General features: G+C 38.7%; 12 protein-coding genes. 1 reads left to right on the top strand and 11 read right to left on the bottom strand.

All coding sequences use genetic code 11. The annotated features are described in order from the left end of the window. Window positions 1–17: 17 nt before the first annotated feature. Window positions 18–1,391, bottom strand: coding sequence for an NADP-dependent phosphogluconate dehydrogenase (gene gndA / locus GQR53_RS08475; RefSeq protein ID WP_165743572.1), 1,374 nt, complete (start codon window positions 1,389–1,391; stop codon window positions 18–20). Between the two features lie 377 nt (window positions 1,392–1,768). On the opposite strand from gndA, the gene pyk reads away from it, so the two are divergent. Continuing rightward, window positions 1,769–3,205 carry a pyruvate kinase gene (gene pyk, locus GQR53_RS08470; RefSeq protein WP_002962904.1) on the top strand — a complete coding sequence of 479 codons (1,437 nt, stop codon included), beginning with the start codon at window positions 1,769–1,771 and terminating at the stop codon, window positions 3,203–3,205. Window positions 3,206–3,269: 64 nt separating this feature from the next. On the opposite strand, the gene GQR53_RS08465 is transcribed toward pyk, so the two are convergent. From GQR53_RS08465 to thrS, 10 genes are all read right to left on the bottom strand, one after another. Then, window positions 3,270–4,094, bottom strand: a complete 825-nt coding sequence (locus GQR53_RS08465) for a LytTR family DNA-binding domain-containing protein (protein ID WP_024596642.1) — start codon at window positions 4,092–4,094, stop codon at window positions 3,270–3,272. Next, the gene (locus tag GQR53_RS08460; protein WP_165743570.1) at window positions 4,087–5,163 is read right to left on the bottom strand and encodes a histidine kinase; all 1,077 of its coding nucleotides are present in this window, start codon (window positions 5,161–5,163) and stop codon (window positions 4,087–4,089) included. The genes GQR53_RS08465 and GQR53_RS08460 overlap by 8 nt, the downstream gene beginning before the upstream one ends. Window positions 5,164–5,412: 249 nt before the next feature. Then, window positions 5,413–6,969: a SulP family inorganic anion transporter gene (locus tag GQR53_RS08455; RefSeq protein ID WP_024596640.1), complete on the bottom strand. Its 1,557-nt coding sequence runs from the start codon at window positions 6,967–6,969 to the stop codon at window positions 5,413–5,415. Window positions 6,970–7,098: 129 nt separating this feature from the next. Then, the gene (locus GQR53_RS08450) at window positions 7,099–7,557 is read right to left on the bottom strand and encodes an Lrp/AsnC family transcriptional regulator (protein ID WP_002960703.1); all 459 of its coding nucleotides are present in this window, start codon (window positions 7,555–7,557) and stop codon (window positions 7,099–7,101) included. Between the two features lie 106 nt (window positions 7,558–7,663). Further along, the gene (locus tag GQR53_RS08445; protein WP_165743568.1) at window positions 7,664–8,305 is read right to left on the bottom strand and encodes an MBL fold metallo-hydrolase; all 642 of its coding nucleotides are present in this window, start codon (window positions 8,303–8,305) and stop codon (window positions 7,664–7,666) included. 1 nt (window position 8,306) lies between these two features. Continuing rightward, window positions 8,307–10,124, bottom strand: a complete 1,818-nt coding sequence (locus tag GQR53_RS08440; RefSeq protein WP_165743566.1) for a M14 family metallopeptidase — start codon at window positions 10,122–10,124, stop codon at window positions 8,307–8,309. Between the two features lie 441 nt (window positions 10,125–10,565). Continuing rightward, window positions 10,566–10,925 carry a 50S ribosomal protein L20 gene (gene rplT, locus GQR53_RS08435; protein ID WP_002960711.1) on the bottom strand — a complete coding sequence of 120 codons (360 nt, stop codon included), beginning with the start codon at window positions 10,923–10,925 and terminating at the stop codon, window positions 10,566–10,568. Between the two features lie 15 nt (window positions 10,926–10,940). Then, window positions 10,941–11,141: a 50S ribosomal protein L35 gene (gene rpmI / locus GQR53_RS08430; RefSeq protein WP_002960713.1), complete on the bottom strand. Its 201-nt coding sequence runs from the start codon at window positions 11,139–11,141 to the stop codon at window positions 10,941–10,943. 211 nt (window positions 11,142–11,352) lie between these two features. Further along, the gene (gene infC, locus GQR53_RS08425; protein WP_002960714.1) at window positions 11,353–11,913 is read right to left on the bottom strand and encodes a translation initiation factor IF-3; all 561 of its coding nucleotides are present in this window, start codon (window positions 11,911–11,913) and stop codon (window positions 11,353–11,355) included. Between the two features lie 59 nt (window positions 11,914–11,972). Next, the gene (gene thrS, locus GQR53_RS08420; RefSeq protein ID WP_033039267.1) at window positions 11,973–13,883 is read right to left on the bottom strand and encodes a threonine--tRNA ligase; all 1,911 of its coding nucleotides are present in this window, start codon (window positions 13,881–13,883) and stop codon (window positions 11,973–11,975) included. Between the last annotated feature and the right edge of the window lie 199 nt (window positions 13,884–14,082).

Here is a 14,082-nt window from a genome sequence, read left to right as displayed (position 1 = left end):
TTTTAAACAACTGTTTTTTATCTAACTTTAGCGTCTATATCTACTAAATCAGTTAAATGACACATTTCACCACTGTGGGTTTTTATGCCGTGCTCACCAAAGTAATCACGCTGGGCTTGAACTAAATGCCCATTACTCGGTGTAGTTAATGTTGCTAAATACGTTTGTGTAGCTCCCAATACAGGGAATGCTAAACCAGTCATTATTGCTTGACCGGTAATTTTTCGCAAAGAGTTAGACTCTTTTTCAAGAGTGTCAATAAATTCAACACCTTGTGCAACGCTATCAAGGTAGTCAGCACGGATTATACAACCAGCGCGCCACGTTTGAAGCGTTTTAGATAAATCTACTTTCCACTGATGAGTACGTGATGCACCTTTGATTAGCGCTAAACCTTGACGATACGCAAGTAAGCTTGCAAGTAAGAACGCGTCTTTTAGCTCTTCTAAATCAATTTCAACATTGTTCGTTGATTTAGATGCATATGTCATCTCTTGTGCAGCCGTTGTGTTACATGCATTAGTTAAATGACGAGCTTGAACAGCAGCAACAAGTGAAGGGACAGCAATACCAAGTTCGAGTGCATTTTGCGCGGTCCAAAGACCAGTACCTTTAGCGCCAACTTTATTATCAATTAAGTCCGCAAGCGGTACATTATTATGATTTTCAAGTGACAATATATGGCTAGAAATAGACAGTAAGTAACTATTTAATTGACCTTCTGACCAGTCATTAAATATCTCAGCTACTTCTTTTGGAGAACGATTAGTACCTAAACGAAGTAATTGGTACACTTCTGCAATAAGTTGCATCAGTGCGTATTCAATACCGTTGTGAACCATTTTTACAAAATGACCACTTGCTGATTGGCCAACACGTGCAAAACACGAGTCGCCATTATAGCTAGCAGCTACTTTTTCAAACCATGGCTCAATACGTTCCCAACCACCTTCAGAACCACTTGCCATCATTGCAGGACCATGACGAGCGCCTTCTGCACCGCCAGAAATTCCCATAGTGGCAAATTCAAATTTATTTTGGTATTTGAGTTTACGCGTTATACCGTCTTTATAATTACTATTACCGCAATCGACTATCATATCGTCACAATTAACGCCGGCCTCTACAAGTTCATTACAAACTGTATCAACTAACTCACCAGCAGGAACAAGTAATAAAATAGAACGAGGTGCCTCTAAACGCCTTACCATGTCACTTAAATCAGAGACAATGTGAAGCCTATCAGCCATGCCTTGTGATTTGGCACAACTTAGTAACTCTTCACCCGCATGTGGGTTTTTATCATAAGCGACTAGCGTTATCCCTTTTTCAATCAAGTTTAGGGCAAGATTTTTTCCCATAACGCCTAACCCTACTAATGCAACTTGCATCTAGTCTCCTCCTCGGTAACAACTATTTGGTTAGAAAATTCAGTGTATAAATTAAATAATACCGCGTGCATTATACTCATACAGTCATAAAATACTAACTATGAGCCCATACAACATGCTTTTTTATTACAGATAAATAAGCTACGTAATTATATCAAACATCAATGCTCTCGGGGTGACTAAAAGCAACGCTAATTGAAATTAAGATCATTGACGCATTCTGACACCGGTGTCATAATGATGACACAATAGTTTTGTATAAAATAGTGGCAAACCTTTGAAGTTTGCACATAATTAAAATATTTTAATCTAATATAGATGTTTTAATTCAACAAAATAACGTCAACATGCTTTCACCAAGCAAACAGGAGAAATTGATGCTAAGACGCACGAAAATAGTTGCTACCCTTGGACCTGCTACCGATAGAGATAACAACTTAGAAAAAATTATTATCGCTGGGGCTAATGTAGTACGTTTAAACTTCTCACATGGTGTTGCCCAAGATCATAAAGACCGTGCGCAAGCTGTACGCGATATTGCAAAAAAATTAGGCAAGCATATTGCTATCCTTGCTGACCTTCAAGGCCCTAAAATCCGCGTTTCTACTTTTAAAGAAGGTAAGGTAACGCTTGCTGTGGGTGCAAAGTTCACTCTTGATGCAAAAATGGAAAAAGGCGAAGGCGATGTTAACTCTGTAGGTATTGATTATAAAGAACTACCTAACGATGTTAGCCCTAACGACTTACTACTCCTAAATGACGGCCTTATTCAACTAACTGTTGATGAAGTAGCTGGACACTTAGTACATTGTACTGTAACTGTTGGCGGTGTTTTATCTAACAATAAAGGTATTAATCGTTTAGGTGGTGGCTTAACTGCTCCAGCATTTACTGAAAAAGATAAAGAAGATTTAATAACTGCCGCTGAAATTGACGTAGATTACATTGCCGTATCATTCCCACGTAGTGGCGACGATATGCGCTACGTACGCTCACTTGCTGAAGCTGCTGGTTCAAAAGCACAACTACTTGCAAAAATTGAACGTGCTGAAGCCGTTGAAACACAAGAAGCTGTTGATGACATCATTCTAGCGTCTGACGCTGTAATGGTTGCTCGTGGTGATTTAGGTGTTGAAATTGGTGATGCAGCTCTTATGGGCAAGCAAAAACTAATTATTCGTCGTGCTCGTTCATTAAACCGTACTGTAGTAACAGCAACGCAAATGATGGAATCGATGATCGATAACCCTATGCCTACACGTGCAGAAGTTATGGATGTTGCAAATGCTGTTCTTGATGGAACAGATGCTGTAATGCTTTCAGCTGAAACAGCTGCTGGTGATTACCCTGAAGAAACTGTTGCAACTATGGCACGTGTTTGTTTAGGTGCTGAATCTCAAAAAGAAACGCATGTTTCTAAGCATCGTTTAGATAGTCGTTTTTCTAACAATGCAGAATCTATCGCACTTTCTGCTATGTATGCAGCTAATCACTTAGATTCTGTTAAAGCTATCATCACGCTTACTGAATCTGGTAGCACGGCTAAATTAATGTCACGTATCAGCTCTGGCTTACCAATCTACTCGCTTTCACGCCATGCGAGTACATTAGGTCAAACAGCACTTTATCGTGGTGTTTACCCAGTATTTTTTGATTCTACAAAAACTGAAAAAGACGGTATGGTAAAAGCGGCACTTGATACTTTAGTTTCTCAAGGTTCTTTACAGTCTGGCGATACAGTAATTATTACTCACGGTGACTCAATGGAAACTGTGGGCGCAACTAACACTATGAAAATTGTAACTGTTGCATAATTACTAAATATAAAAAATGCGAGCTTAGCTCGCATTTTTTGTGCCTGTAATAAAAGCGTTGGTTTTAACTTGCTAATGCCGCTTTAACCTTATCTCGGTAGCTACGGCTCACTTTTAATTCTTGTCCGTTTTCAAGTACTAATAAATACTCGCCACTTACTTGTGTAACCAGCTTACTAATTTGTTTTGTATTTACTATTGCACTGCGGTGTACACGCACAAATAACTGAGGGTCTAGCTCTTGCTCAAGCTCTTTCATTGTTTTACGAAGTATATGCGTTTGTCCATCTTCACAGTGTAAACACATATAGTCACCTGCAGCATCAACCCATTGGATAGTCGCTACAGGTACCCGTATAATTTCACCCTGCTCTTTTACTGCAAGCGATTCTGGGTAACGTCTATCTGTTAAGGTATCGCCAGTGGCTAATTTTTTTAATATTTCTTCGCAATTATTACCAGTAATACCGGCTACAAAACTCGCTAGTTTTTTCTTATGGGCGTTGTCTTGCTGCGTTTTTAAATAAGTATGCACTTTTTCTACCGCCTGTTTTAATCTGTTATCATCAACGGGTTTTAAAATGTAATCGAGAGCATGAATTTCAAATGCTTTTACAGCAAACTGATCAAAAGCAGTTACAAATACTATAGCAGGTAATACTTTTGTACTTTCGCTAAGCGCTCTTGCCACCTCAAAGCCATTCATACCTGGCATCTGAATATCTAAAAAAACCAAATCGATTTTCTCGCTTTGGCACATTTCAATTGCATCAGCGCCTGAACTACATAATTTAATTACTTCAATATCAGAATATTCTTCAAGTCTTACCGCTAAACCTTTTCGCGCTAACGGTTCATCATCAACAATGAGTGTTTTTATTTTAGTCATTTTTCACAGCCTTCTCAAAAGGTACTCGCAGATTAACTTTTAATCCACTTGGCGTATTATGTGATAATACAAACGAATAATTATTTTCATACAACGTTTTTAATCTATCTTTGGTGTTAGCAACACCTACACCTTGAGCGTTAACTAATTGGCCATCAAGTATTTCAGTGCCTGGGCCGTTGTCACCCACTTCTAGTAATAATTCATTCGCAAATACTTGTGCTTTAATATCAATTACACCACCTTCTGTCAGATGGGCAATGGCATATTTAATCGCGTTTTCTATAATTGGTTGCAAAATTAAGCTCGGTACTAAAGCCTCTTTTGCTTGCTCGCTAATATCTACATTTACTTTCAACCGCTCATCAAAACGGACGCGCTCTATTTCTAAATAAAGCATGAGAGCATGTAGCTCTTGCTCAAGCGGTACTTTTTTAATTGGATCGGTATTAAGTGTGTAACGTAAAAAGTCACTTAACCTTGCTACCATTAAGTTAGCATCTTTGTTTTCTTTAACCAAAATTAAAGTAGAAATAGCGTTAAGTGTATTGAATAGAAAATGGGGGTTGAGCTGATACCTGAGCATTTTTAGTTGCGCTTCGTGTGCCATCGTTGTGGCCTTTAACGCTTTTTGTCGCTCACTTTGTAATAACTGATAATATTTAACGCCAAAGTACAAACCACTCCAACATAAAATAATATAAACCGAATCTAAACCTTGCTGCAGGTAATAAAACCATTCCTCTGGTCTATAACCATGGCGGTATATTTCCCATAGATTGAATTTTTGAACGACAGCCCATAGAGTGCCCGTTATATAAGAGGCACCAAATACTACAATCATTAACACCCAGGGCGAAGCATTCCAAATTTTACGGTAAACATACCTAAGCGGCACTGTCATCAAACAACCAGCGTAAGCATTCAATAAAATAACAAATACGTATATATCACGCATTTCAAATACTTTAGAGCCGATATAATTTACTAACGCGTAACCAATCCAGCCCGCGATTTGCAAAAGCCAAAAAAAACGTTGCCTGTTATCGACTAAAGATTGCCAGTTCAAAATAGATGTTTACTCCGTATGGTTAAAACTAATTCCATAAAATAGGCGTTTGTTATTTTTATTATTTTTACCTATGTAGGGCTAATTTTCACAAAATTAGGTAGTCTTATTATATAGATTTATGAGTTTGCATAGCACTACAGCTTGCCTTGCTTTTTAAGAGTCTTACCGCAAACAAATAGTCGAGACACTAAAAAAGCGAAAGGTTATCCGCCTTCCGCTTTTTAAATATCAATAGCCTTGTGTAAATTAAGCTAGTTTATCTGATGCTACTTTGTAGGTTGGATCTTCAATCACATTCACTTCAACTAAATCTCGTGCTTTATGAAGCAACTGCGTACAGTCTTTACTTAAGTGACGTAAATGAAGTTGTTTACCTGCTTTTGTGTATTTGTCAGCAAGTGTATCAATTGCTTCTATTGCACTGTGGTCAGATACGCGGCTGTGTTTAAATTCAACAATCACATTTTTAGGATCATTTTTCACATCGAATAACTCAGAAAAGTTTTTAACAGAGCCAAAGAATAACGGGCCATGTAGTTCGTACACCTTAGCGCCTTCCTGATCAATGTAGTTAGTTGTATATATCTGCTTCGCATGCTGCCAAGCAAAGACTAGAGCCGATACAATAACACCCACACATACAGCAATCGCTAAATCAGTAATAACAGTCACGCCCGACACAAGAACAATTACAAATGCATCAGATAATGGTACGCGCTTCATCATTTTAAAGCTTGCCCATTCAAATGTACCAAGTACTACCATAAACATAACACCAACAAGTGCAGCTAATGGGATCATTTCAATTAAGCTAGAGGCAAAAATAATAAAACCAAGTAGCATAAGTGCAGCGCTTATACCTGATAAACGAGAGCGACCACCTGAATTTATATTGATCATTGATTGACCAATCATTGCACAACCACCCATTGCACCAAACATACCGCAGGTAATATTTGCAGCACCTTGACCAATACATTCTTTATTACTATGACCACGGGTTTCTGTAATCTCATCAATTAAGCTAAGCGTTAATAAAGATTCAATTAAACCAATAGCCGCTAAAATAAGTGCATAAGGAAAAATAATTTGTAGCGTTTCGAAAGTAAACGGTACCATAGGAATATGAAATTCAGGTAAGCCGCCAGCGATTGTTGCAGCTTCGTCGCCTGTCATTCCTTTTAAGAAATCTAATACTGTATGCGCCTCTAAATCAAACCCAATCACTAATCCAGTTACAGTTACAATAGCAACTAGAGATGAAGGCACTGCTGTAGTCAATTTTGGCAAAAAGTGGATTATTGCCATGGTTAATGCAACTAAGCCAAGCATGATAAATAATGGATTACCTGTCATCCATTCTTGTCCGCCCATACCGTCTGGCACTTTAAACTGCCCTAGCTGAGCTAAAAATATAACAATTGCTAACCCGTTTACAAAACCAAGCATTACCGGATGAGGAACCATACGGATAAACTTACCGAGCTTAAATACACCCGCGAGAATTTGCAGTATTCCCATCAGCAACACAGTTGCAAATAGATACTCAACACCGTGATCAAGCACTAAACTTACCATGACAACAGCTAGTGCACCGGTTGCACCTGAAATCATACCAGGGCGACCACCAAAAATAGCCGTAATTAAACCAACGATAAACGCGGCATATAGACCAACCAAAGGTTCTACATTTGCAACAAATGCAAACGCAACTGCTTCTGGGACTAAGGCTAACGCCACAGTTAATCCAGATAGAATATCGTTTTTAGCAGAGCTAGGCGCCCTACTGAGTAAGTTAAACATTGAGGTCCTCAAATGGTGTAATGGGTATCAAAAAAAGCGCTAAATTCTACCAAATTAGCGCTCAGTTAACAATTGTCATTATGTGGTTAAGCTAAACTAAAAATGGTTTAGCTTTTAAAAGAAGTGCTTTTACAAAGGAAGGGAAGTACTGCGTTTTACACATGTCATTGTTACATTAGAATGTACTTCTTGGACGTATTCTAAGCTTAGTAAATTATCGCGCACAAAATGCTCATACCCTTCTATGCCTTGTGAAATTATGCGTAGCATAAAGTCCATGGTACCAGCCATAGTGTAACACTCTGTTACCTCGTCGTAGCTCATGATCAGCTTTTCAAACTCAGCAAGATTCTTTTTACCGTGATTTGATAAACGCACATGTGCATATACAAGCATATCAAAGCCAAGTTTTTTCTCATCTAAAAGAGCCACTTTGCTTTTTATATAACCATCTTGCTCTAGCTTAGCGATTCGACGCCAGCATGGAGATTGAGACAAGCCTACTTTATCTGCAATTTCTGCGGTTGATAAACTAGCATCTTGTTGTAAAAGTGCCAATATTTGGCGATCTACGTGATTTAGAGACATTTTATTTCTTATTTATCAAATAAACTGGTTAAATTATACAGCCATTTTAAAACTCAGTCTGCTTATTTTTAATGTTTATGCAGTTTGTAAACTTAAAATAAGCAACTTAACCAAACTTACCACTTACAAAAGGATTTGTTTTCTTTTCAAATCCCACCGTAGTGTCGCTACCATGTCCTGCCAGTATTTTAGTATTATCAGGTAAGGTTAAAATATGCGTCTTAATCGACTCTATAAGTTGTTCACTGTTCCCCTTAGGGAAATCAGTGCGCCCTACTGAGCCTTTAAAAATAACATCACCTACAATAACGCACTCATAGTCTGGTTGATAAAACACTATATGACCGGGTGTATGCCCCGGGCAATGTTTAACTAAAAAGCTAAGTTTACCTACGCTCACGGTATCGTTATGGTTTAGCCAAATATCCGGATAAAAAGGCTCAATGGGTTTAAACCCGAACATTTGTGCTTGCATAGGTAAGTTTTCAAACCAGAAGTACTCCTCTTTTTGTGGGCCAATAATTTGTACGTTAAATTGATTACGTAAAATATCAGCCCCACCCACATGATCTAAATGCCCGTGCGTTAACCAAATAGCACTTAACGCTAGTTTATGCTCATTAAGGACCGTTATTATTTTATCAGTGTCGCCACCTGGGTCGATAACCACAGCGTGTTTAGTTTCGCTACACCAAATAGTACGGCTGTTTTGTGCAAAGGCAGTTACAGGTATAGTTATGATTTCCATATTAAATTTCTTTACTTTTTTGATCTGGAATAACAACTTCTTCTTCGAATGACATAAGTATTGGATACTTTAAGTACGCTTGATCATAAAATGGACTTTGCTCATATAACCAGTTTAATCGAGCTTCTGCGTCACTCGCGAATGATTTATCTTTAAGTTTTTCATCAAACTTAAGCGCAAGCTTTGGGTTATCTTTTAGCATTTGGCGTGCATAAGGAATTAGCGCATAGTTTTCCATATATTCAGTACGCTGAAAAATAGTATTAAACTCACCCCACGCAAAAAATGAATCAGGTGCTTCCGGGTGCAATAAATGAACTGCTAATTCACCTGCTTTTTGTTGAGTATTGACTTGATACCAACCATCTAAATCTACATTTATAGCAGGGACGTAATCAAAAGTTGCTGATACTCTAAAACGCCCTTCAAATGGTGCTTTATCAAACGTGTAGTCTGCCACCTTTGCAACTTTCAAAGGCTGTGTGTTTGCCCCTTCAAGTTTATTAATAGAGACACCATGTAACTTTAGTTTCTCAATAATGTTGCTATATACAGGCGGAATAAAAAAAGCTTTAGGTACTTCAACTGTATGTTGTACATCTTTTTGCCAATAAATAGGTAAGTCAGTATATGTATGTGCTTTACCCAAATACTTCACTTCATTTTGACCCGAAAGTGAATTCATGCTTGATGAATATTCAATACCTTTAAACTGCGCAATCGTATCAGCTTGCTTGGCATAGCCACGCTTTACTATTAACTGTTTAGGAACAAATTCTTGTTCTTTTTTAACTGCATTAGCTAATTCATGACTGTGCTTTGATAGCGCAGTAATAGCACCATCTAAAAATACATAAGTTCCCAATACACGTTGCTTGTAAGGCTTCAATGAATGATTTTCGACTAAAATAGTCGGCAATGACTTTAAATCCCCCCAACCATTTGAAAAACGTGGCGTAGCAACCCAGCCCGCTAACCCTTTTTTAAAGTCGCGCTTGTCCATAACAAAAACAAGTGGCCCTGGCATGTGTCCTTGCTTAGCTAGCGTATCGTCAATAAGAGGTTTAAAAAACTGGTTTAATGTATCTGATACCGCAGGCGATTCGCTCGAAAATACCGGATTGTAACCATAAGTCACATCGTATTGGTAATCTGCGCCGTCAGTAACGTGTACATCAATGTATAAATTTGGGTTGTAATCGTTAATAACCTTTAAAACACTTCTAACTTCTGGGGTATCTAATTTAGTAAAATCACGATTTAAATTAAGGTTATTAGCATTTGTTCTAAAGCCCATTTTTGCAGGGCCCCGTTGGTTAATGCGATTGAATGCACTGCTACGTTCGTGACCATCTACATTTAAAATAGGAATAAATAATATGTTTACCTTTTTTAAAATGTCACGGCGCTTACCCGTCGCTATATCTCTGAGTAACATGAACATGGCATCTTTACCGTCTATTTCCCCAGAATGTATTCCTGCCTGGATAAAAATAGTTGGCTTAGTGCTATTAGCCATTTGCCTTGCTTCAAAAAAACCTTGCTCACTGGCAATCAACATTTTTATTGCACGCTTACTATTACTATAGCCAATGGTTTGAGATTGAAACTGAGTAGGGTTTGCAGCAACTAACCTATCTACAAATGCCATTGTATTTGCATAATCGGGCGACGCTTCACCTGCAGATAACTCGAAGTCAGTAGTTAACGGCCCTTGTTTTTGTAAAAGCTCTACGCTTTTCCCCTGCCACTCAATGAGTGGAGGTAAGTGTGCGTCATACGCCACACTTGCAGATAAAATTAGTAAACTTGCAAACATAAAATTCTCTAACAAACGCCTTAATTATATAAATTATATCAACTAAATTTTTTATAATGAGGAAACTGCGGTGATTCAACAAAAAAATGCAGCCAAATACATCTCACTCATTCGCACCTGTATTTTTAGGCTTTATAACCTTATTAAATATTATACCAATCCGCAGTAATACTTAATCATTTTGCGGGGCTAAACATGTCGCTACCTGCGTTAAAAAACTCTCATTTACGACTGCATGGATGCAGAAGGTAGAGCAATGCAGGAGCAATTGCCGAGAACAACTAAATAGCGAATTTTTTGCCTAGCTATCAATACGTTTTTACGCTCTCAAAATAGATCCTTTAATTAAGCGAATTGGTATTACTCATTGGTTTAAGTTACTAAATTACAGGCACAAAAAAAGGAGCCATAGGCTCCTTTTTAATACTTATATAAAAAAGCTTAAGCGGCTAGGCCTTCTTTTGCTTTTTCTACAAGCGCTGCGAATGCAACTTGGTCGTAAACAGCGATATCTGCAAGGATCTTACGATCGATTTCTACAGAAGTCTTTTTAAGACCATTGATAAAACGGCTGTAAGACAGACCATTTTGACGTGAAGCAGCATTGATACGTGCAATCCATAATTGACGGAAAGTACGTTTCTTCGCACGACGGTCACGGTAAGCGTATTGACCCGCTTTAGTAACAGCCTGGAAAGCTACGCGGTAAACACGTGAACGTGCTCCGTAGTAACCTTTTGCTTGTTTTAAAACTTTTTTGTGACGTGCACGTGCGACAACGCCGCGTTTAACTCTTGCCATTTCTAAAAACCCCTATTAAGCGAACGGTAACATACGTGAAACTAGACCATGGTCATTTTTATGAACCATCATCTTAGGACGTAGGTGTAACTTACGCTTAGAAGTTTTCTTAGTCAGAATATGACGAAGATGCGCTTGTTTACGCTTGAAACCGCCAGAAGCAGTCTTTTTGAAACGCTTAGCAGCGCCACTGTGACTTTTTAGCTTATAAGCCATTGCAATAACTCCAATTGTATTGCTTTTAAATTAGTAAGCAGGCGTGAGATATATTTCTATAGCTCCACTTTTAGGCCTAACTTACTGCCATGTTCCGGTGAAGACCCAACATAAATGCCGCAATCTTGCTTTAAGACCGGTTAACTCAGGTGAATATTCGCATATTGCTTGCAGACCTGAGTTAATTTCGGTGCGTATTATCGCTTAAAAATTATTTTTTAGCAACAGGCGCCATCATCATAACCATTTGGCGGCCTTCAACACGATTTGGGAAAGACTCAACTACTGCAAGCTCTTCTAAATCGGCTTTGATACGGTTTAATAATTCTATACCAATTTCTTGGTGAGCCATTTCACGACCACGGAAGCGGATAGTAATCTTAGCTTTATCGCCAGCTTCTAAGAACTTACGTAAGTTGCGAAGCTTAACCTGATAATCACCTTCATCCGTTCCAGGACGGAATTTGATTTCTTTTATCTGGATTTGCTTTTGCTTCTTCTTCTGCTCTTTTAGTTCTTTGCTTTTTTCAAAGATGAACTTACCGTAGTCCATGATTCTACAAACAGGCGGCTCAGCGTTTGGACTGATCTCAACAAGATCAACACCCGCTGCATCGGCCATAGTTTGCGCGTCTTGTAATGACTGAATTCCAGCTTGTTCGCCTTCAATGTCAATTAAACGAACTTCTTGCGCTGTAATTTCTTCGTTAATACGATTTTTTTGAGCTGTTTGTTGCCCTTTCTTGCCGCCTCTAATAGTACGTTCCTCCAAGAATATCAATAATATAAGCGTGTAAATGGCTGTTTGTTCATGCCTTACACGCTCGATTTTTACTGTCGATTTTTAATTTCTTCACTAATTTTAGCTACAAAATCATCAACATTAAATTTGCCAAGGTCTTCACCTGTGCGAGTACGCACTGCTACTTCTTGCTGTTCAACTTCTTTATCGCCAACAACAAGTAAATATGGAATACGCTTCAGTGTATGCTCACGGATTTTAAAGCCAATCTTCTCATTTCTCAAGTCAGCAGCGGCTCTAATTCCAAGTTTATTTAATTTTTGTACAACTTCTTTAACATAAGGAGCCTGTTTATCGGTAATATTCATAATTACCACTTGCTTTGGTGCAAGCCACGTCGGGAATAAACCAGCGTACTCTTCAGTTAAAATGCCAATAAAGCGTTCAATAGAACCTAAAATAGCACGATGTATCATTACAGGTGTACGACGCTCGTTATTTTCTGCTACATAAGTAGCACCTAAACGACCCGGTAATGCAAAGTCTAATTGCACTGTACCACACTGCCACGCTCTGTCTAAACAATCGTACAAAGTAAATTCAATCTTCGGACCGTAAAACGCGCCTTCGCCCGGAAGATAATCAAATTCAATATCGTTTAGCTTAAGTGCATCAGCTAAAGCAAGCTCTGCTTTATCCCACATATGGTCTTCGCCAATGCGTTGTTCTGGGCGAGTAGATAGCTTAACTACAATCTTCTCAAATCCGAATGTTTCATATGTATCATAAACCATCTTAATACACGCTGAAACTTCGTCCATTATCTGCTCTTCGGTACAGAAAATGTGAGCGTCATCTTGTGTAAAGCCACGTACACGCATTAAACCATGTAGTGCACCTGATGGTTCATTACGATGACAACAACCAAATTCAGCCATACGAAGTGGTAAATCACGGTACGATTTTAAACCTTGGTTAAAGATCTGCACATGTCCTGGGCAGTTCATTGGTTTAATCGCGTATTCACGCTTTTCAGACTCAGTGGTAAACATTGCTTCTGAATATTTTTCCCAGTGACCTGATTTTTCCCAAAGTGAACGGTCCATCATCATTGGACCTTTTACTTCTTCGTACTCATATTCGCGTAACTTTTCACGTACAAATTCTTCAAGCTCGCGGTAAATGCTCCAACCATCGTTGTGCCAAAATACCATGCCTGGCGCTTCTTCTTGCCAATGCCATAAATCAAGCGCTTTACCAATACGGCGGTGATCGCGTTTTTCAGCTTCTTCAAGGCGTTTTAAATACGCTTTAAGTTGCTTTTTATCGCCCCACGCTGTGCCGTAAATGCGTTGTAGCATTTTGTTTTCTGAATCACCACGCCAATATGCACCCGCCACTTTCATTATTTTAAAGTTTTGGCAAAATTTCATGTTAGGAACGTGAGGTCCACGACACATGTCTACATATTCTTCGTGATGATATAACCCAGGACGGTCATCTTTAGCGATGTTTTCGTCCAAAATTTCTATTTTGTATGTTTCGCCACGCGCTTCAAATGTATCGCGTGCTTCTTGCCAGCTTACTGTTTTTTTCACTACGTCGTAGTTGGTTTTTGCAAGTTGCAGCATACGCTTTTCAATTGCTTCAAGATCATCTTGTGATAATGAGTGTTCCATATCGATATCGTAGTAAAAACCGTTATCAATGGTAGGACCAATTGCCATTTTTGCGTCTGGGAAAAGTTGCTTAACTGCATGACCGATTAAGTGAGCACAAGAGTGACGAATGATTTCAAGTCCGTCGTCGTCTTTAGCGGTAATGATCTCAAGACGAGAGTCTTCACTAATTAAATCACATGCATCAACACGGTCACCATTTACACGGCCCGCAATGGTCGCTTTAGCTAAACCAGGACCAATGTCGTTTGCAACATCAAGCGTGCTTACAGGGTTTTCAAAACTACGTTGACTTCCGTCTGGAAGAGTAATAACTGGCATTATAAATCCTTGCTACAGTGGTGACACCTACAATGTATCACGTGTATTTTTAATAAATTAAATGAGAATGACTCGACAACGCTTTTACGAATAAGCATTGACTAATATATGTAGATGAGGAGTCTATTCAACTACAAAGATATATTGTCGCGTGCCGCGCATTTAATTACAAGTTTAAAGGGGTGAAATCCACCCGTTT

It is taken from the genome of Pseudoalteromonas sp. Z9A6 (assembly GCF_011378805.1).
GTDB classification, from domain to species: Bacteria; Pseudomonadota; Gammaproteobacteria; order Enterobacterales; family Alteromonadaceae; genus Pseudoalteromonas; species Pseudoalteromonas distincta.
Note: the sequence above shows the minus strand (reverse complement) of the source record. Positions and strands in the feature narration are given on the sequence as shown.

Bases quoted from the DNA above. Each gene is read 5' to 3' on its own strand.
- thrS (WP_033039267.1), bottom strand. From the start codon at position 13,883: ATGCCAGTTATTACTCTTCCAGACGGAAGTCAACGTAGTTTTGAAAAC.
- GQR53_RS08440 (WP_165743566.1), bottom strand. From the start codon at position 10,124: ATGTTTGCAAGTTTACTAATTTTATCTGCAAGTGTGGCGTATGACGCA.
- GQR53_RS08465 (WP_024596642.1), bottom strand. From the start codon at position 4,094: ATGACTAAAATAAAAACACTCATTGTTGATGATGAACCGTTAGCGCGA.
- rpmI (WP_002960713.1), bottom strand. From the start codon at position 11,141: ATGGCTTATAAGCTAAAAAGTCACAGTGGCGCTGCTAAGCGTTTCAAA.
- GQR53_RS08450 (WP_002960703.1), bottom strand. From the start codon at position 7,557: ATGTCTCTAAATCACGTAGATCGCCAAATATTGGCACTTTTACAACAA.
- pyk (WP_002962904.1), top strand. From the start codon at position 1,769: ATGCTAAGACGCACGAAAATAGTTGCTACCCTTGGACCTGCTACCGAT.
- rplT (WP_002960711.1), bottom strand. From the start codon at position 10,925: ATGGCAAGAGTTAAACGCGGCGTTGTCGCACGTGCACGTCACAAAAAA.
- GQR53_RS08455 (WP_024596640.1), bottom strand. From the start codon at position 6,969: ATGTTTAACTTACTCAGTAGGGCGCCTAGCTCTGCTAAAAACGATATT.
- GQR53_RS08445 (WP_165743568.1), bottom strand. From the start codon at position 8,305: ATGGAAATCATAACTATACCTGTAACTGCCTTTGCACAAAACAGCCGT.
- gndA (WP_165743572.1), bottom strand. From the start codon at position 1,391: ATGCAAGTTGCATTAGTAGGGTTAGGCGTTATGGGAAAAAATCTTGCC.